This is a genomic window from Listeria kieliensis (genome assembly GCF_003369925.1).
Taxonomy (GTDB): Bacteria; Bacillota; Bacilli; order Lactobacillales; family Listeriaceae; genus Listeria; species Listeria kieliensis_A.
Genome location: NZ_LARY01000002.1, coordinates 1,053,636 through 1,071,999, shown reverse-complemented (window position 1 = coordinate 1,071,999; position 18,364 = coordinate 1,053,636). Strand labels below are relative to the sequence as shown.

The window sequence follows — 18,364 nt, the reverse complement described above, 5'->3', positions numbered from 1 at the left end:
ATTCTCAAAGAACATACTCATATTTGATTATCTTGCTCCCCTCACTCTATCAACTCGTTTCTTTAAAGTCTATCTCATTTGCTCAAAATATTTTTATTCGACACATTTTAGACAAATTTTGTTCACCATTTAGACACAATTAAAAAATTAAGTATTTTATTTTACGAACGTTTATTCAAGAAACAAAAAACAGAAACCAACTGAATTGATTTCTGCTTCCGCTCTTATTCTTCTTCTGTCATTCGATAGCCTACGCCCACTTCCGTTCGAATATAGCGTGGCTCTGCCGGGTTTTCTTCAATTTTCCGGCGAATATTACTCATATTGACTCGTAAGGCTTGATTTTCATTCGCGTAAGGACCCCAAATTTCACGCATGATGAAATCGTGCGTTAAGACTTTTCCTGCGTGAGAAGCAAGCAAGGCAACAATCTTATACTCAATCGGCGTAAAGTGAACTTCCTTATTCCTTAAAGTAACTTGCCGCTTCAAAAAATCAATCCGTAAATCCGCCAGCTGAAAGGTCGTCACTTCCCCATCTTGTCCGCTTGCAGGATGGTTACTGCGATGACGAAGCGCTGTTCGGATTCGCGCAAGCAGTTCGGAAGTTCCAAAGGGCTTCGTAATGTAGTCATCAGCGCCTAAATCAAGTGCCTCTACTTTTTCTCGCTCATGAAGCCGAGCCGACACTACGATCACGGGGATGCTTGACCAAGCACGAAGGGATTTTAATAGCTCAAGCCCATCCATATCAGGCAATCCCAAGTCTAGCAAGATGATATCTGGCGTGTGTGATGCCGCCATACTCAATGCCTCTTTCCCCGTTTTCGCACTCAAAACTTTATAGTCGCTCGCTTCTAATACAGCTTGAATAAATCGGCTAATGCCTTCTTCGTCTTCAACTACGAGTACGAATTGATTAGTCCCCATCCGCGTTTCCTCCTAAGGGCAGTGTGAAACGGAAAATCGTTCCGCCGCCTGGATTTTCTAGTGCTTCCATTTTACCACCATGCGCTTGAATAATCGACATGCAAAGCGAAAGCCCAATTCCAAGTCCGCGTGACTGATCCACTCGGCTCGCTTCTAGCGCAGAAACTCCGTCAAAAAGATGCGTCCTTTTTTTAGGCGGGATTCCTTTTCCATCATCTTTCACCGTAAACTGCACCTCATTTTTAGCAAGCATCGTCGTGACCCAAACGCGCGCCGCTTCCCCGCCATGCCGCAGTGCATTTTCCATTAAGTTAATTAAAACTTGCTCAATCAGTGTGCCATCCATGCGTACAAAAATGACTTCATTTGGAACTTGTACGTTGATTTCGCGTCCAGGAAACCTTGCGCGCACACGCTCGACCGCTTCGCCTACAATTTCTTCAACCGCTTCATTTTCGGGTTTTAACGTAAATTCTTCATCACTAATGCGCGTGACTGACAGCAAATTTTCCACCATCCGAATCAGCCACTCGGAATCTTCTTTGATATCTCGCACCAGTTTCGTCTTCATTTCCCCATCTAGCTTCGTTTCGTTTTCAAGTAGCGCCGAGCTCGCACCAAGAATGCCCGTAAGCGGTGTACGTAAGTCATGTGACACGGCTCGCAACAAGTTGCCACGCATTTTTTCTTTTTCCGCCGCAACTAAAATTTCATTTTGCTCATCCGAAAGTTTTTGTTTGAGCAACGCTAGCGCAATTTGCGATCCGATCATTCGCAAGAAATTCCGATCCTCCTGCGAAATGGCGTCTTTTTCACGACTGACGTATAAGCCGATGACGCCAAGCACCTGACCTTGCGCAATGACTGGCATATAGTAACCCGCCGCACCACTTAGCGTATCCGTCGATTTCCCAGCCGCTTTTCCGTTATGAAACACCCAGTGAACAACCGCTTTCTCCGATTCCGTAAGCAGTTCCCCAGCTTTCGCTTCATCTTCTGCCTGCAAGAAAACTGCATTTGACTCGTTTTCAGGATCTTTTGGGTAAAAAACAACAGATCGCGCGAACAACCGCATCATGTAATTAGTCGACAGCTCGAGGATGGCTTGTATATTTTGCGCGGCTAGCAGCTTACGATTTAATTCGTATAAAATCTCGGTGTGCTTCTCTCGGATGACCGCTTGTTTGGCCAAGTTTTTGATTCGAACGGTAAGTGCGCTCGTTGTGAGCGCTACGATCAGCATGATGCCATATGTGACGGGATAGCCGGCTTGGATGGTATCGAAGGTGTAAAGCGGTCGCATGAAGAAAAAGTTGAACATCAAAACGGCAAAAAACGATCCGATGATGCCATAAAGGTAGCCGGTCGTTATACGTGAAAGGATGACAATCGCTAAAAGGTAGACCATGATGATATTTTGGTCGCCGATCCCGAGGCGTAGCAAGACTTCAGATACGAGCGTTGCTAGGACGAGCGCAAATAGCATCTTGAAGGTATCGCTCCAACTAATTGTGTCACGCAAAGAAAACCGCGTCCCCCGTTTAGTTTTTTCTGGCGCAGTTTTCACCATATGAATTTCGGTTTTATCTAGCAAACGAAACAGTGTATCTTCCAGCTCTTCACCCAAAATCCGGTTGTGCTTTTTCGACTTGCCAATCACGATGTTTGTTACCCCGGATAGCTTCGCGTATTCGGAAATCGCGGTCGCAAGCTCGCTGCCTGTTATGGTAACGGCTTCTGCCGAAAGTTCTTCTGCAAGTTCCATGTTTTCGCGTAGCCGCTCTATTTCTTCTTTCGAAAGTGATTTGCCACTTGCAACGTGTAAAGCGGTGAAGGAACCATGGAAAGCTTCTGCGGCACGCGCTGTCCAGCGAATGAGTTTTTTGGCGGACAAAGAGGCATCAACGCATACGAGCCAGTTGGTTTCGCCGCGGCATGCTTCTTTTTGATTGGAAGAACTAATTCGGTCGGCTGCCTTGCGTGTTGCCATTTCCCGTAAGATGCGTAAATTAGGCTTCGTGAAAAAATGCGTGAGCGCCACTTGGATGCTATCTTTGAAATAAATTTTCCCTTCTTCAAGCCGCTTAATGAGTTCATCCGGCTCAATATCGATCAAACGAATTTGGTCTGCTCGGTCAAAAAACCAATCCGGGATGGTTTCTGTCATTTCACTATCCGTTACGCCCGAAACAAGGTCGTTCAAGCTTTCAATATGCTGCACGTTGACGGTCGTATACACGCTGATGCCCGCATCTAAGAGTTCACTCACATCTTGATACCGCTTGCGATTTCGCATGCCTTCGGGATTGTTATGCGCCAGTTCATCCACAAGTACAACATCCGGATGCTCATCCAAGATGCCATCCAAATCAAGCTCCGCTAAGTCGATGTCGCGGTGGCGAATCGACTTGAGCGGGATTTGAGGAAGCCCTGCTGCAAGCTCGGCTGTTTCTTTCCGCATATGCGGTTCCAGATAGCCAATCCGGATGTCCACACCGCGCGCGAGTTCCTCGCGCGCATCGTTTAGCATCGCGTAAGTCTTGCCAACGCCTGCTGCATAGCCAAAATAAATTTTTAGCTTGCCACGTTTTTCATTTTGCCCATCCCGGTTTCCTGATTCCAAAGCGGGCTCCCCTCCTTTATCCATTTTGATCGAGTTCTAAATTAACAGCCAGTACATTCACGACTGGTTCACCGATAAAGCCAAGCAAACGCTTCGTCGTGTGCTTCCGGATAATTTCTTCGACTTGCTTAGTGGAAATCCCGCGTTCATTCGCAATCCGCTTCGCTTGATATTCCGCCGCCTCAACTGAAATGTGCGGATCAACCCCACTCGCAGAACCCATTACTAAATCGGCAGGGACCGGAGCGTCTTGGTTTGGATCAAGCTGTTGCCATTTTTTCGCACGCTCTTCCCGCTCAAGTTTAGCTTCTTGGCTAGTTGGATTCAAATTCGAAGCTTCTTCATTTGGCCGGCCAAGCAAGTATTTAGGATCCGTGAAGGTCTGACCTATTAATGTTGAACCTTTGTTTCCTTCTATTATACTTCCATTTGCTGAATCATGGAAAGCAGCTTGCGCGATCAAAGTCACAACCGCCGGATATGCCACACCGCAAACCAGTGCCAAAAACAAAAATGCCAACAAAGCCTGTTTCATCAAAACTTTCATTTTCTCGCCTCCTAAGAAATCCCGATCGCCGTAAGTAGCATGTCAATCGCTTTAATCGCTATAAATGGTGCAATAATGCCACCTAGTCCGTAAATTAAAATATTCCGTCCCAGTAATTTTTGTGCTGGAAGTTCGCGATATTTCACACCCCTTAACGACAACGGAATCAAGCAGACAATGATAAATGCATTGTAGATCACAGCTGATAAGAGCGCTGTCACTGGGCTCGTTAGTTGCATCAAATTGAGCACTTCGAGTTCAGGATAAATCCCGTAAAAAAGCACGGGGATGATCGCAAAATATTTAGCGATATCATTTGCGACACTAAATGTCGTAAGCGCACCACGTGTCATCAAAAGCTGCTTCCCGATTCTCACAATATCAATCAATTTCGTTGGACTAGAATCAAGATCGACCATATTCCCTGCTTCTTTTGCCGCTTGCGTGCCCGAATTCATCGCCACCGCCACATCCGCCTGCGCAAGTGCCGGCGCATCATTCGTGCCATCACCCGTCATCGCGACTAGGTGGCCTTCCTTTTGATATGAACGAATCAAATCCAGTTTCGCTTCTGGAGTCGCCTCCGCCAAAAAGTCATCCACACCAGCTTCTGCCGCAATCGCTGCCGCTGTCATGGGATTATCCCCCGTAATCATGATCGTTTTAATCCCCATGGCGCGCAAATCTTGAAACTTCTCCTTGACGCCATTTTTCACGATATCTTTTAAGTAAACCACGCCGAGCACCTGCTTATTCTTCACAACAACAAGCGGCGTCCCACCAGCCTGCGCAACTTTCGCAACGAGTTTCTCACACTCTGCCGGATAAACCGATCCAACCGATTCGACATATTGTTTCACCGCATCCGCGGCACCTTTCCTAACTTCATCGCCGCCAAAATTCGTGCCGCTCATCCGCGTTTTCGCCGTAAAAGGAATAAACTCCGCTTCCGACTGTGAAAGCTCCCGCCCGCGAATATCAAAGCGTTCCTTGGCAAGCACCACGATGCTCCTTCCCTCAGCCGTTTAATCAGCTAATGAGGAAAGCTGCGCCGCGTCTGCTAATTCGCGCTCCGAAACATCCTCTACGGGCAAAAATTCACTTGCTCGCCGGTTTCCGAGTGTAATCGTACCCGTCTTATCCAGCAAGAGAACATCCACATCTCCAGCCGCTTCAATCGCCCGACCACTCATCGCGAGAACATTTGCTTCATTCAAACGACTCATCCCCGCGATCCCAATCGAAGAAAGCAACGCACCAATCGTTGTTGGGGCGAGACAAACAAGTAGCGCAATAACATTGGTGAGTGAAATCGCTTCGCCCTTCCCAGCAAGCTTACTTGAAAACTCCGTAAATGGAATGAGTGTCGCTGAAACCGCCAGAAAAATAATCGTCAGTGTGACAAGTAAAATTTGCAAAGCGATTTCATTCGGCGTTTTCTTTCTTGCAGCACCTTCTACCATCGCAATCATCTTATCAAGAAAACTTTCCCCCGCTTCAGCCGTAATCCGAATCACGAGCCAATCCGAAACGAGCGTTGTCCCTCCAGTGACAGCACTTCTATCTCCACCCGACTCACGAATCACAGGAGCCGATTCCCCGGTGATTGCACTTTCATCGACCGAAGCCGCTCCCGTAATGACCTCACCGTCCATCGGGATTTGTTCTCTCATCTTCACTAATACTACGTCATTTTTCTTGAGTTCATTTGAAAGCACTTCCGTATAAAGATCGTGATTTTCCGGATCTTGCAATTTCCGCGCTGAAACGTCTTTCCTTGCCCCGCGCAAACTTCCTGCTTGCGCCCGGCCGCGTCCTTCTGCAATCGCCTCCGCAAAATTTGCGAAAAGAACCGTAAACCATAAAAGAAGTGCAATCACAAATGTATACCAGCGCGCCCCATCTTGAATGCCGAAAAAACCAAGGAAGTAGAGAATTGTCGTTAAGACTGCTCCTAAATACACCACAAACATAACTGGGTTTTTAATTTGAATTCTTGGCGACAGCTTAAAGAAAGACTGTGCCGCTGCATCCGTATAAATTTCTTTTTTCTTCATCTTCAAGTCCTCCTACTTACCAGCCGTGAAAAAATCAGCAATTGGTCCAAGCGCCAAACTCGGCAAGAAACTAAGGGCGCCTACTAGTAAAATAACGCCAATCAAAAGTCCTGCAAACATCCCATTTTTTGTCGAAAGCGTCCCGCTACTTTCAGGAACCACTTTTTTCTGTGCCAGATTTCCTGCCAAGAATAAAGTCGCAATCAGTGGCAAGAACCTTGCAAGAATCATAATGATTCCGCCAATCCAGTTGGTAAAAGCGGTGTTTGCAGAAAATCCCGCAAAGGCGCTCCCGTTATTGTTTCCCATAGACGTAAAGGCATATAGGATTTCGGAAAAACCATGGGCTCCTGAATTGGTTAGCCAGCTCGTTGCGGCTGGTAAAAGCACGGCTGCAGCAGTCCCAAACAACGTGAGAAGCGGTGGTCCTAAAATGATTAAGCAGACCATCTTCATATCAAATGGCTCGATTTTTTTGCCTAGGTATTCGGGGGTCCGCCCAATTAAGAGTCCCGCAATAAAGACCGTTAAAATGACAAAGGCGATCATGCCGTAAAGTCCGCTTCCGACGCCACCGAAGACAATTTCCCCAAGTTGCATCATAAAGAGTGGCACAGCTCCGCCAAGCGGCGTTAAACTGTCATGCATGGCGTTTACCGAGCCATTCGAGGCAGCGGTCGTGGCGACACCAAATAGTGTCGAGCCTGAAACACCAAAACGCGCTTCTTTCCCTTCCAGATTCCCAGCTGAATCTGCTACACCTGCCGTGTTAGGCAAACTAAATTGTTCAGCGGCTGTCATGGCAACGAGTCCTACTGAAAATAAAATCAGCATTACTGTAAAGAGCACGCGTCCTTGTTTCGCATCTTTCACGGCACGTCCGAATGCAACAACAAGCGCTACCGGAATCAAAAGAATCGCAAGGATTTCTAATAAGTTGCTAAAAGCGGTTGGGTTTTCAAATGGAAACGCCGAATTTGCTCCGAAAAAGCCGCCGCCATTGGTCCCAAGTTGTTTAATTGCAATTTGACTTGCGGCTGGCCCAAGTGGAATCAGTTGTTTCGCTCCTTCTTGGAGTGTTTCCGTCGTCACATATGGTGCGAAACTTTGCACAACCCCTTGCGAAACAAGAAGAATAGCCAAAACGAGCGACAGCGGAACGAGCAAGTACAATGTGACTCGAATCAAGTCCTGCCAAAAGTTCCCGACCGAATGTGTTTTTTTCAAAATAAAACCGCGCACAAGCGCAAACAATACGGCGATCCCTATTCCCGCCGAGACAAAGTTTTGCACCGTGAGTCCGAGCGTTTGCGAGAGGTACGAAAGCGTGCTTTCCCCAGAATAAGCTTGCCAGTTTGTGTTTGTGACAAAACTTGCTGCCGTGTTAAAAGCAAGCCCGAGCGACATCCCTTTTTGATGCTCGGGATTAAGCGGCAGCACACCTTGAAGCATGAGTATCGCCATTAAAAAAAGCAAACCCACTCCGCTGAATAAAACGACGGATGCGGCGTATCTTTTTGCACTCATTTCTTCTTCCGCATTTTTCCCAATCATTTTGTACGCCAACTTCTCAAGTGGAGCGATTACTTTCGTTAAAAATACAGGCTTAAATGTTAGAATCCGGTAAATATAAATCCCAACTGGTATCGCAAGCGCTATTAATAGTAGAAGAAAAACGATATCTTGCATCACAATCCTGCTCATATGTCTTCACCTCGAAACAGGATATAAAATAAATAAACCATCAAACCTACAGTGATGCAGATCATGATTCCAGTTAAAACAGCCACTTTTCCCACTCCTTTAAATCCACACTTTTTCTACGTATCCATCCTAACAAAAAGCATATAAAGACAGTGTTAAGGTCTTTTGCAATGGTATAAAGATTTCGTTAAGACATCCGTGTAACTTTTACACAGTTGTTTTTGTATGTGTAATGCAAAAACATTTTTGAAAACGCTATTATTAAAGCCATTTCAGGGTTTTTAAAAGTTGGCACGGAAGTTGCATATATAGTTAATATAAAATGAAATTTTAGGAGGTTTTGATTTTGAAAACCATTATGTTAGTTTGTTCCGCTGGAATGTCAACAAGTCTTCTGGTAACCAAAATGCAAAAAGCAGCTGAGGCAGAAGGTCTTGAAGCAAATATTTTCGCTGTCGCTGAAGCAGAAGCAGCAAATCACTTTGATGAGATTGATGTCTTAATGCTTGGACCACAAGTTCGTTTCCTTGAAGGGAAAATGAAAGAAAAACTTGAACCAAAAGGTGTACCAGTTGGCGTTATCGATATGACGGATTACGGTACAATGAATGGCGAAAAAGTTCTTGCATCAGCTAAAGAATTAATGAAGTAATTTTTGTTAGCAAACAACGTCTTTTGACGAGTTGTTTCTATAAATAATAAATAACGATCCAAGTTGGATCACAAAAAAGGAGAGTATTAAAATGAATGGTTTTATCGCTTTTATGGAAAAACACTTTATTCCATACGCAGCTAAAATCGGTGGGCAACGTCACTTAGTTGCTGTCCGTGACGGATTCATCGCGACAATGCCGCTAATGATTCTAGGATCATTCGCAGTACTAATTAACAACTTACCAATTCCTGGTTATTTAGATTTCATGAATAATATTTTCGGCGAAGGAAAATGGCAAAACTTCGGCGGAAACATCTGGAATGGTACATTTGCGATTCTTGCACTTTTAATTGCTTTTACAGTAGCTTATAACCTTGCCAAATCTTATGATAAAGATGCGTTGTCTTCTGGTGTCATCTCAGTTGCCACTTTCTTCACGATTGGCGCAATTGCTCCTGATGATAAAGGGATCCCAGGAGTTGGCGGACTTGGTTCTATCGGTCTTTTCTTAGCTCTTATCGTTGCTATTTTATCTACTGAAATTTTCACACGTTTAAGCGGAAATCCAAAATTAATCATCAAAATGCCTGACGGTGTTCCGCCAGCAGTGTCTCGTTCATTCGCAGCACTATTCCCATCGATGATTACAGTTTCAATCTTTGCTTTAATTACAGCTCTTTTCCAAGCAATTGGAATTACAAACCTTGTAAATGAATTCTATAAACTTATTCAAGAACCGTTCATGGGACTTGCAAACTCATGGGGCGTAGCACTTCTACTTGCGTTTATCTCTGCATTCCTATGGTTCTTCGGCTTGCACGGTGCGAACATCATCGACCCGTTCATGCAAACAATCAATGCTCCAGCAATTACAGCTAACCAAGAAGCACTTAAAGCTGGTAAAGAACTTCCTTACATCGTTAACAAACCTTTCTTCGATTCATTCGTTAACATGGGTGGAACAGGGGCAACAATCGGTTTGATCATCGCGATCTTCATCGTTGCTCGTAAACACAAAGCTTACATGACGGTATCAAAACTTTCGGCAGCACCAGGTGTGTTCAATATCAATGAACCAATGATGTTCGGTCTTCCAATCGTACTGAACCCCATCATGTTCATTCCGTATATCTTAACGCCAATGGTTCTTGTAACAATTGCTTACTTTGCAACAAAATTCGGACTTGTTCCAGCAGCAACAATCATTACACCTTGGACAATGCCGCCAGTTATCGGTGGCGCGCTCGCAACGCAAAGTGTTGCAGGTGGTATTCTTGCAGCCATTAACTTGATTATAGCTGTCTTGATTTATCTTCCATTCGCGAAAATGGCTCAAATCCAAGAGCTTCGTCGTGAAAAAGGAGAAGCAGAAGCTTAATCACCTTGTATATAGTATTAAAGAATTAAGGACGTGTTAAAATGGATACAGAAAATCTAGAACAAACAATTATGGGACTCATTGTTAATGGTGGAAATGCGAAAAGTAATGCAATGCTTGCTATTCAGGCCGCTAAAGAAGGGAATTTCGAAGAAGCGGATAAGTATCTTGATGAAGCAGATAAAGCACTTCTTGAAGCTCACCATTCGCAAACAGCCCTTATCCAAGGTGAAGCGCGCGGTGAAAGAACACCTGTATCATTATTATTAGTTCACGCGCAAGATCACTTGATGAACGGTATTACATTCAAAGACCTAGCAAAAGAAATCGTTGAATTGTATCGCGTTCGTTAAAACCAAAAGCCCGCTTAGTTCAGCTAATCTGAACTAAGCGGGCTTTTTTGTGTTTATTTTACTCCTCCACTTGTATTTCGCTTTTCAAGTGGTAACATGCCATAACGTTTCTTATAAAGCGTGTAAAAATAGGTTTTGTTTTGGAAGCCGACTTGCTCAATGACTTCGCTGATCGGTAAACTCGTTGATTCAATCAAAAGATCGGCCGCCAGTAACTTTTGTTTGTTCACAAGCTCAGTAAACGTTTTTCCTGTTTTTTGTTTGATTACATTACTTAAATAATTTTTATTATACCCGAGTGCTTCTGCTGCAACACTTAGAGTTAGTTCGCGGTACTCTTTTTCAATTAACTGCAGCGTGTTTAAAGCAATATTATTCGTTTCCGAATACAAATTTTTCACTTCATCTGATAAATACGTATCGCACTTCCGTACCAGTTCAGTAAATAATATCGGCAAATAAAGTGTTATTATTTTTGTTGAAAACTCTTCATCTAAAAAATATTCCACAATAATTTGTTCCAAGACTCGTTTAATATGTGGGATATTGGCGCTTTTAAAGATAATATATTTTTTCATTCGCTGGCCGTCCACCGCTGAGTTTAACAAAAAGTCATAAACTAAACTATTTTTCTTTTTAATTCCCGTGAGCCACTCTAGATTGATATTTTGATCGCGAAACAGAATGTTGATCAAAATATCATTTTCTCCCGTCGCTTTGATCGAGTGATGGCAGCCAATATCAAGCAGCAGTAACTCCCCCTCTTGCAAAGTTTCCTCTTTCCCTTCAATCACCTGCTTACACTCACCTCGCAACATGTAATTTAGTTCCAAAAACTGATGTGAGTGCGCCGGATAATCCGCAAATCGGTTGTGCTTGCTTACATAAATATCCTTGTTACGAAAAAAATATTCATTTAACAAATTCATCGTGCCGTTTTTCTCGGAAAAAGAATTTTTCGGGTAATCCATCGAAAATTGTCCGGTTTCTTTTTGCCATTTTTCCTTGGCATTTAAACGATATAGCTGCTTTTCAACACGTTCTTCCATAAAATCTCCACCTGTATATTTGATACTATTATCATAACTCCCCGATATTGTAAGCGCAACCATTTAATCATATATTATAAGTAAGCGCTTAACAAAATACGTAGGAGGGTTAATTGTGAGTAGTGTTGCAAATGGTAGTAGTAAAAAAGGAACTATCGCAGTATCATTAACGAATTATCTAGACTCAGGTTGTATTGTTGCAGGTGCTAGTGGACTTACTTTATGGGCACAACAATTTGGACTTAGTAGTTTTGCCGTTGGACTTTTAGGAGCGATCAGCGCAAATGCGTTTGGATCCGCTTTCGGTGCCCTGATCGGCGGGCATTTGGCCGATAAATATGGTCGTAAATTTATCTATACTTATAATATGCTCGTTTACATTCTTGGCGTTGCCATCATCATGTTTTCGATGAACTTCGCCATGCTTTTGGCAGGATTTTTAATTACCGGCCTCTCAGTCGGCGCGGGCGTTCCCGCTTCTTGGACTTATATTTCGGAAATGGCAGACCCTAAAACTCGGGCAAGAAACATCGGGATTTCCCAGTTCGCCTGGTCTTGCGGTCCAGCCATCATTTTCACCCTTGGCATTTTACTTTCACCACTTGGCCTTCTTGGAAACCGCTTACTTTTCTTATCTCTTTTGATCGTCGCAGTTGTGGCTTGGAACTTACAGCGCAAACTCGATGAATCGAAAGACTGGGAAGCGGAGCAGGCGAAAATAAAGGCATCCGGAGCAAAGCCTGCTCATCCAATGAAAAATGCTTTTTCAAACTTAGTGAACATCAAATCGATTTTATTCCTTGTTGGGGTTTACATGTTCTGGAACCTCGTTGCCGGAGCAATGGGCTTCTTCATGCCATTCGTTTATGAAACCGTTGGCGGACTGACTAACACGCAAGCCAATCTGCTACAAGCGGTACTTTGGATTCTAACAGCTGCTGGAACATATTTCGGCTTCGCCAAACTTGGCGACCGCGTAAGCCATCGCCTTTTATTCTTTGTCGGCGCAGCAATGGCAGTTGCTTCTTGGGTCGTCCTTACTTATGTGGGTATGAGCTGGCTTGGACTTTGGACATTCGTTGTTCTTTGGGGCGTTTCTGCCGGAATCGGCGCGCAAGCTTTTTATGCACTTTGGTCAACGGAACTCTTCCCAACCCAATATCGTGGCGGGGTTCAAGGAATTATGTTCTTCCTCGTTCGCGGTAGCACTGGAATTTGGTCGATCATCTTCCCTGTGATTCTCGCAAATCTTGGTTTCACAGTTGCAGGAACCATTATGATCGGACTTCTTATGGTTTCCCTTCTAATCGGTGTTATTTGGACGCCAAACACACGCGGTCGAACACTTGATGAGATTACAGAAGAACGTTATGGAAATTTAGAGCCTAACCTTGTAAAAAAAGAAGCGGCAGGCGTTTTAAAGGATAGTGAATGATGATGAAAAACTATGTTGCCATTGACATTGGGGCATCAAGTGGGCGACTCCTACTTGGAAATATTCGAGACGGAAAACTGGAACTAAGCGAAATCCACCGTTTTAAAAATGGCTTTACTTTCCGCGACGGGCATGACCGCTGGGATATTGACTCGCTGATTCGCGAAATTTTCGCTGGTCTTGAAAAAGTGAAACAAATGGGGATTTCCGCGTGCACGCTTGGAATCGACACATGGGGCGTAGATTATGTCCTCGTCGATTCGGCGGGAAACAAACTGGGCGACCCGGTAAGCTATCGTGATAGTCGAACGGCGAACAAAATTAGCGAGCTAACAAGCGAATACCCAAAAGATTATATTTACAAGAAAACGGGGATTCAATTTCTCGAATTAAACACACTTTATCAGCTTTATGTGGAGGACAAGGATTTAATTGCGGCGGCAGACAAAATCCTACTGATTCCAGACTACATTGGATTCGTCTTGACCGGCAAGCAAGTTGCCGAAACCACCAATTCATCGACAACGCAGATGCTCAATTTGCGGGAGCAGTTGTTTGATTCGGACTTGCTGGAACACCTCGGGATTGACCCGTGCAAATTTGCGGAGCTTCGTGATGCCGGAACGCACCTTGGCCAATTAAAACCCGAATGGCATGAAAAATTTGACTTGCCGGAAACGGATGTCATCACGGTTGCGACTCATGATACGGCTTCGGCGGTTGTCGGGACACCCGCCAAAGCCGAAAACTGGGCTTTCTTAAGCAGCGGCACTTGGTCACTTCTTGGGATGGAACTTCGGACGCCCATCACAAGTGAGCTTGCCTTTCAGGAAAACTATACAAATGAATGGGGCGCATATGGCACTTACCGGTTTTTAAAAAACATTATGGGACTTTGGATTGTGCAGGAAATCGCGCGCCTCACAGACTATCAGTATAGCTTTGCCGAGATGGCGCAACTGGCCGAAAAAGAAGAATTCTTCACGTCCATCATCGATGTGAATGACGAGCGGTTCAACAATCCAGATAACATGATCGAGGAAATTCAAGCTTATTGCCGAGAAACGGGACAGCCGGTTCCTAAATCAATCGGGGAACTGACCAATTGTGTTTACGGGAGCTTGGCACTTTGTTACGCGCAGGCGCTTCAAAAAATGAAAGAGATTACTTCGAAGGAAATTGATGCGCTTTATATCGTTGGCGGCGGAAGCAATGTGCGAACATTGAATCAACTTACGGCGAATCTAGCAGGTATCAAGGTCTATGCCGGCCCTCAAGAGGCAACAGCTATCGGGAACTTAAGTGTACAACTAATTACAGAAGGCGAAATCGGAAGCGTGCAGGATGCACGCGATTTAATCCGCGAGTCTTTTGAAATAAAAGAATTTATTCCAGAACAAATGCAGGAAACGAAGGCGCTTGAAAGCTACGCGGCGCTGATTCGGAACTAATTAGAGGAGGCTTTTACAATGAGTGAAGTAGAAAAACGTTATTTGGCGGCTAAAGAACGCTATGCAAAAATTGGTGTCGATACAGATGAAGCGCTGAAAAAATTGCAAGAGGTCAAAATTTCGATGCACTGCTGGCAAGGCGACGACGTGAAGGGATTTTTAAATCCAGATGGCGAATTAACGGGCGGCATCATGGCAACGGGAAATTATCCGGGCGCCGCACATACGCCAGAACAGCTTCGTTCCGACTTGGAAAAAGCTTTTGAAATGATCCCTGGGAAGCATAAAGTGAACTTGCATGCGATTTATGTCGATACAGATGAAAAAGTGGATCTCGATACGATTGAGCCCAAACACTTTTCAAAATGGGTAGACTGGGCAAAGGAACAAGGATTGGGGCTTGATTTTAACCCGACTTTCTTCTCGCACCCGATGTTCAAGGACAATTACACACTAGCGTCTCCTGATAAAGAAGTGCGTGATTTCTGGATCGAGCACGGCAAGCGTTCCCGGAAAATCGCGGAGTACTTTGGAAAAGAACTCGGTCAAACTTGCATCAACAACTTCTGGATGCCAGATGGAATGAAAGACAACCCGATTGATCGCCTTTCTCCTCGCAAACGTTTGATGGAAGCACTCGATGAAATTTTTGAAGAAAAACTAGATGAAAACTATACGCAAGAAGCGGTAGAAAGCAAATTGTTCGGATTGGGTGCAGAAGCCTACACAGTTGGCTCCCACGAATTTTATATGGGCTACGGCTTGACTCGTGACAAATTGATTTGCTTAGACGCAGGCCACTTCCACCCTACTGAATTTATCTCGAACAAGCTTTCTTCACTAGCACTGTTTTCTAAAGGCGTTATGTTGCATGTAAGTCGCCCTGTTCGCTGGGATAGCGACCACGTGGTCTTAATGGATGACGAATTAACTGAAATTGGCCGTGAACTAGTTCGTAACGATTTGCTACCAGTCACAAATATCGGACTCGATTTCTTTGATGCAACGATTAACCGTGTTACCGCTTGGGTTGTCGGTACGCGAAACACACAAAAAGCGCTTCTTAAAGCTTTCCTTGAACCAACTGATGATTTGAAGAAAATGGAGCTTGAAAATGACTTCACAACGCGGATGGTATTCACGGAAGAGTTGAAAGACTTCCCATTCGGCGATATTTGGAACAAGTTTTGTGAACAAAATGGGGTTCCGATTGGCCTCGATTGGCTAAAAGAAGTTCGCGAATATGAAAAAAATGTACTTTTAAATAGATAGGAGTCCTTTTTGATGGAAAATATAGAAAATGCCCCTTTTCTTCGGGAAATGATTGAAACTACTTCAAATTTATATCGTTTAGGTTGGGATGAAAGAAATGGCGGCAACATCAGCTACCTTTTAGAGGAAAGCGAAATTACGCCTTATCTTGATCCCGCTAATGTGCTTCGATTGATACCGATGGACTTTGACGGAAAAGCACTCGCTGGAAAATATTTTCTTGTCACAGGTTCTGGGAAATATTTTAAAAATGTGGCTAAAGCGCCTGCTGAAAACTTGGGTATTATTCGGATTGCGGCGGATGGCGCTGGGGTTGAGGTGCTGTGGGGCTACACGGACGGCGGAACGCCAACAAGCGAACTCCCTTCTCACTTGATGAGTCATATTGCTCGGCTTGCTGTGAATCCCAAAAACCGGATTGTGATGCATTGTCACGCGACGCATTTGCTGGCTATGACGTTCACGCATGAACTGGATGAGCGCCTCTTTACGCGGACGCTTTGGCAAATGTGCACGGAATGTCTCGTTGTCTTCCCAGACGGTGTTGGAATTGTTCCTTGGCTAATTCCGGGAACGAATGAAATCGGAATCGCGACTTCTGAGAAAATGAAGGAAACGCGACTTGTAATTTGGCCACATCACGGTATTTATGGTGCTGGAGAAACAATGGATGAAACATTTGGATTGATCGAAACGGCTGAAAAAGCGGCACAAGTGTATACGATTGTTTGCGCGCAAGGTGGCGCCAAGCAAACGATTACCGATGACGAGCTAGCTCAACTAGGCGCAAGATTTGGCGTTACCCCAAAAGTTGGCTATTTGAAGGAGGATTAACTCGTATGGAACGGATCGCTTCAATTATGTATTTATACGAAGGTCAGCAAGAGGAATATAAAAAGCGGCACGATGAGCTTTGGCCTGAGATGGAGCAAGCTTTAAAGGAACATGGTGCATCGAATTACTCCATCTTTTTAGATCCTGCAACAGATATTTTATTCGCTTATTTGGAAGTTGCTGACAAAGCAGCTTATGATAAAATCGCGGAAACTGAGATCTGCAAAAAATGGTGGGCATATATGGCTCCCATCATGAAATCTAACGAAGATAACAGTCCCGTCTCAAATGAAACTTCTTATTTTGGTAAAGGTGCGATTTCCAAAATTGCGGAGGAAGTAGAAAAACGTGCTTTTCAAAAAGGCCTGATTGTAACTGACCAAGGAATTGTGAAGTCAGGACTTTTAGATAAAATTACGGTGATTTTAGAGCAAAATCAATTAAATTTTGAGGTGTTTGATGGGATTAAACCGAATCCTTCTATACAAGATGTGACGGAAGGGGTTCATAAGCTTAAGGACTCTGGCGCGGATTACATTTTGGCGGTGGGCGGAGGCTCCCCTATCGATACGGCGAAGGCAATGGGCATTATCCACACAAATCCGCAACACGCCGATATTTTGAGCCTTGAAGGGGAACCGGGAACGAAAAACCCCAGCTTGCCGATTCTTGCGGTCCCAACGACTTCAGGAACTGCAGCCGAGGTTACGATCAACTACGTCATCACTGATGCTGCGAATAATCGTAAATTTGTTTGTGTAGATCCGCACGACATTCCGGTTTGCGCATTTGTCGACAGCGATATGATGCTCGGAATGCCGAAAGATCTTGCGGCGGCAACAGGGATGGATGCTTTGACTCATGCAATTGAAGGTTATATCACAAAGGGCGCTTGGGCGCTCACTGATGCACTTCACTTAAAGGCAATTGAAATTATCAGCCACGCGCTTGAAGCATCTGTTTCTGGCAGTGAAAAGGCGCGCGAAGAAATGGCACTTGGACAATACATGGCGGGAATGGGATTCTCAAATGTGGGACTTGGACTCGTTCATGGCATGGCTCACCCATTAAGTGCTTGGTACGATGTGCCGCATGGCGTTGCTTGTGCTTCGCTTCTCCCGGTCGTGATGGATTACAATAAAGCGGAAACGGGCGAAAAATACCGGAATATTGCAATCGCGATGGGTGTTCCTAATGCAGCAGCCCTCCCACTTGAAGAAGTCCGTGAAAAAGCAGTAACAGCGGTGAAAAACCTTGGAATTGCGGTGGGGATACCACAAACCATTAGTGAACTGGGCGTTCAGGAAGCAGATCTTAAGGCCATTGCAAGCGACGCGTTAAAAGACGTTTGTACAGGCGGGAACCCGCGGGAAGCCTCTCTCCACGACATTTTGGCGCTTTACAAGACCATGCTTTAACTTATTTTTTAGTCTCCCAAAATCGAAAAAGCCAAAACCCAGCTTTCTTGCCGGATTTTGGCTTTTCTTTTTAATGAATGATTTTTTGAAGGACATTCGCGAGCATTTCGGCATCAATGGAAATTTTAGGTGGTCGTTCGTAAATATCATCATTAACGCGCTCCACCATCGTGAGCAGAATCACGCTATTCAGTACGAGCGAAACCATTTCAGACTGCTCTTTTCGTCCTTTTTGATCCATAAATTTTTTCATTTTAGTATCTACTTTTTCATATAAATATTCAACGATCGTTGGATTAATAAATTCCATATCCTTGCTGCCAATTTCCTTCACAGAAATCACCATGAAGGAGCGGTGCTGATCGTAAAGCTCAAAAATAAATTGGCTCACTTCGCGCAAGAAAATTTCGCTATCTGTGACTTCTTTTGCGAAAAAATCATCAATTTCTTGTTTCATTGCTTCAAACTGAAATTCAAGCGTCATGTGAATCAAATTTTCTTTGTTTTTGAATTTCTTGAAAATCGTCGCTTCGTTGATTCCTGCAGCTTCCGCAAGCTGCCGCGTTGTTGAACCTTTGATTCCATTTTTGGCAACCATTTCTAAAGTGGCTTCCATGATTGATTCATTCGTAATCACAAATTTGCTCCCCTCACTGCTT

Annotated in this window: 13 protein-coding genes and 3 pseudogenes; 9 read left to right on the top strand and 7 right to left on the bottom strand. The window is 44.4% G+C overall.

Going from position 1 to position 18,364, the window contains the following annotated elements; genetic code table 11:
- Positions 1-224 precede the first annotated feature (224 nt).
- The 5 genes and pseudogenes from UR08_RS11020 to kdpA form a co-directional block, all read right to left on the bottom strand.
- Positions 225-929 (bottom strand): response regulator, encoded by a 705-nt coding sequence (locus UR08_RS11020; protein ID WP_115753675.1) that lies wholly within the window; start codon positions 927-929, stop codon positions 225-227.
- Positions 919-3,552 carry a sensor histidine kinase gene (locus UR08_RS11015; RefSeq protein ID WP_240616079.1) on the bottom strand — a complete coding sequence of 878 codons (2,634 nt, stop codon included), beginning with the start codon at positions 3,550-3,552 and terminating at the stop codon, positions 919-921. Before UR08_RS11015 ends, UR08_RS11020 begins: the two co-directional genes overlap by 11 nt.
- A gap of 16 nt (positions 3,553-3,568) precedes the next feature.
- A complete protein-coding gene (kdpC, locus tag UR08_RS11010; protein ID WP_115753673.1) occupies positions 3,569-4,099 on the bottom strand; it encodes a K(+)-transporting ATPase subunit C in 531 nt (176 codons plus the stop codon).
- A gap of 11 nt (positions 4,100-4,110) precedes the next feature.
- A pseudogene (gene kdpB / locus UR08_RS11005) lies at positions 4,111-6,156 on the bottom strand (potassium-transporting ATPase subunit KdpB).
- Positions 6,157-6,168: 12 nt separating this feature from the next.
- Positions 6,169-7,860, bottom strand: coding sequence for a potassium-transporting ATPase subunit KdpA (gene kdpA / locus UR08_RS11000; RefSeq protein WP_115753672.1), 1,692 nt, complete (start codon positions 7,858-7,860; stop codon positions 6,169-6,171).
- A gap of 346 nt (positions 7,861-8,206) precedes the next feature.
- On the opposite strand from kdpA, the gene UR08_RS10990 reads away from it, so the two are divergent.
- From UR08_RS10990 to UR08_RS10980, 3 genes are all read left to right on the top strand, one after another.
- On the top strand, positions 8,207-8,512 hold the full coding sequence (locus UR08_RS10990; RefSeq protein WP_115753670.1) for a PTS sugar transporter subunit IIB: 306 nt from the start codon (positions 8,207-8,209) through the stop codon (positions 8,510-8,512).
- A 91-nt stretch (positions 8,513-8,603) separates the two neighbouring features.
- On the top strand, positions 8,604-9,893 hold the full coding sequence (celB, locus tag UR08_RS10985) for a PTS cellobiose transporter subunit IIC (RefSeq protein WP_115753669.1): 1,290 nt from the start codon (positions 8,604-8,606) through the stop codon (positions 9,891-9,893).
- A 41-nt stretch (positions 9,894-9,934) separates the two neighbouring features.
- Positions 9,935-10,246 (top strand): PTS sugar transporter subunit IIA, encoded by a 312-nt coding sequence (locus tag UR08_RS10980; RefSeq protein WP_115753668.1) that lies wholly within the window; start codon positions 9,935-9,937, stop codon positions 10,244-10,246.
- Positions 10,247-10,299: 53 nt separating this feature from the next.
- On the opposite strand, the gene UR08_RS10975 is transcribed toward UR08_RS10980, so the two are convergent.
- Positions 10,300-11,295, bottom strand: a complete 996-nt coding sequence (locus UR08_RS10975; protein WP_115753667.1) for a helix-turn-helix domain-containing protein — start codon at positions 11,293-11,295, stop codon at positions 10,300-10,302.
- A gap of 115 nt (positions 11,296-11,410) precedes the next feature.
- Here UR08_RS10975 and UR08_RS10970 point away from each other — a divergent pair, with 115 nt between their 5' ends.
- The 6 genes and pseudogenes from UR08_RS10970 to fucO form a co-directional block, all read left to right on the top strand.
- Complete coding sequence (locus tag UR08_RS10970; RefSeq protein WP_115753666.1) at positions 11,411-12,730, top strand: MFS transporter; 1,320 nt, start codon at positions 11,411-11,413, stop codon at positions 12,728-12,730.
- Between the two features lie 2 nt (positions 12,731-12,732).
- Complete coding sequence (rhaB, locus tag UR08_RS10965) at positions 12,733-14,181, top strand: rhamnulokinase (protein ID WP_115753800.1); 1,449 nt, start codon at positions 12,733-12,735, stop codon at positions 14,179-14,181.
- Between the two features lie 18 nt (positions 14,182-14,199).
- Complete coding sequence (rhaA, locus tag UR08_RS10960; protein WP_115753665.1) at positions 14,200-15,453, top strand: L-rhamnose isomerase; 1,254 nt, start codon at positions 14,200-14,202, stop codon at positions 15,451-15,453.
- 12 nt (positions 15,454-15,465) lie between these two features.
- Complete coding sequence (gene rhaD, locus UR08_RS10955) at positions 15,466-16,287, top strand: rhamnulose-1-phosphate aldolase (protein ID WP_420812330.1); 822 nt, start codon at positions 15,466-15,468, stop codon at positions 16,285-16,287.
- Positions 16,288-16,292: 5 nt separating this feature from the next.
- A pseudogene (gene rhaM, locus UR08_RS13145) lies at positions 16,293-16,574 on the top strand (L-rhamnose mutarotase); the annotation flags it as partial.
- A 6-nt stretch (positions 16,575-16,580) separates the two neighbouring features.
- Positions 16,581-17,705: pseudogene (fucO, locus tag UR08_RS10950) on the top strand (lactaldehyde reductase); the annotation flags it as partial.
- A 70-nt stretch (positions 17,706-17,775) separates the two neighbouring features.
- Here the strand turns inward: fucO and UR08_RS10945 are convergent.
- A complete protein-coding gene (locus tag UR08_RS10945) occupies positions 17,776-18,342 on the bottom strand; it encodes a TetR/AcrR family transcriptional regulator (RefSeq protein ID WP_115753663.1) in 567 nt (188 codons plus the stop codon).
- Between the last annotated feature and the right edge of the window lie 22 nt (positions 18,343-18,364).

Bases quoted from the DNA above. Each gene is read 5' to 3' on its own strand.
- UR08_RS11020 (WP_115753675.1), bottom strand. From the start codon at position 929: ATGGGGACTAATCAATTCGTACTCGTAGTTGAAGACGAAGAAGGCATT.
- kdpC (WP_115753673.1), bottom strand. From the start codon at position 4,099: ATGAAAGTTTTGATGAAACAGGCTTTGTTGGCATTTTTGTTTTTGGCA.
- kdpA (WP_115753672.1), bottom strand. From the start codon at position 7,860: ATGAGCAGGATTGTGATGCAAGATATCGTTTTTCTTCTACTATTAATA.
- celB (WP_115753669.1), top strand. From the start codon at position 8,604: ATGAATGGTTTTATCGCTTTTATGGAAAAACACTTTATTCCATACGCA.
- UR08_RS10980 (WP_115753668.1), top strand. From the start codon at position 9,935: ATGGATACAGAAAATCTAGAACAAACAATTATGGGACTCATTGTTAAT.
- UR08_RS10975 (WP_115753667.1), bottom strand. From the start codon at position 11,295: ATGGAAGAACGTGTTGAAAAGCAGCTATATCGTTTAAATGCCAAGGAA.
- rhaB (WP_115753800.1), top strand. From the start codon at position 12,733: ATGAAAAACTATGTTGCCATTGACATTGGGGCATCAAGTGGGCGACTC.
- rhaA (WP_115753665.1), top strand. From the start codon at position 14,200: ATGAGTGAAGTAGAAAAACGTTATTTGGCGGCTAAAGAACGCTATGCA.
- rhaD (WP_420812330.1), top strand. From the start codon at position 15,466: ATGGAAAATATAGAAAATGCCCCTTTTCTTCGGGAAATGATTGAAACT.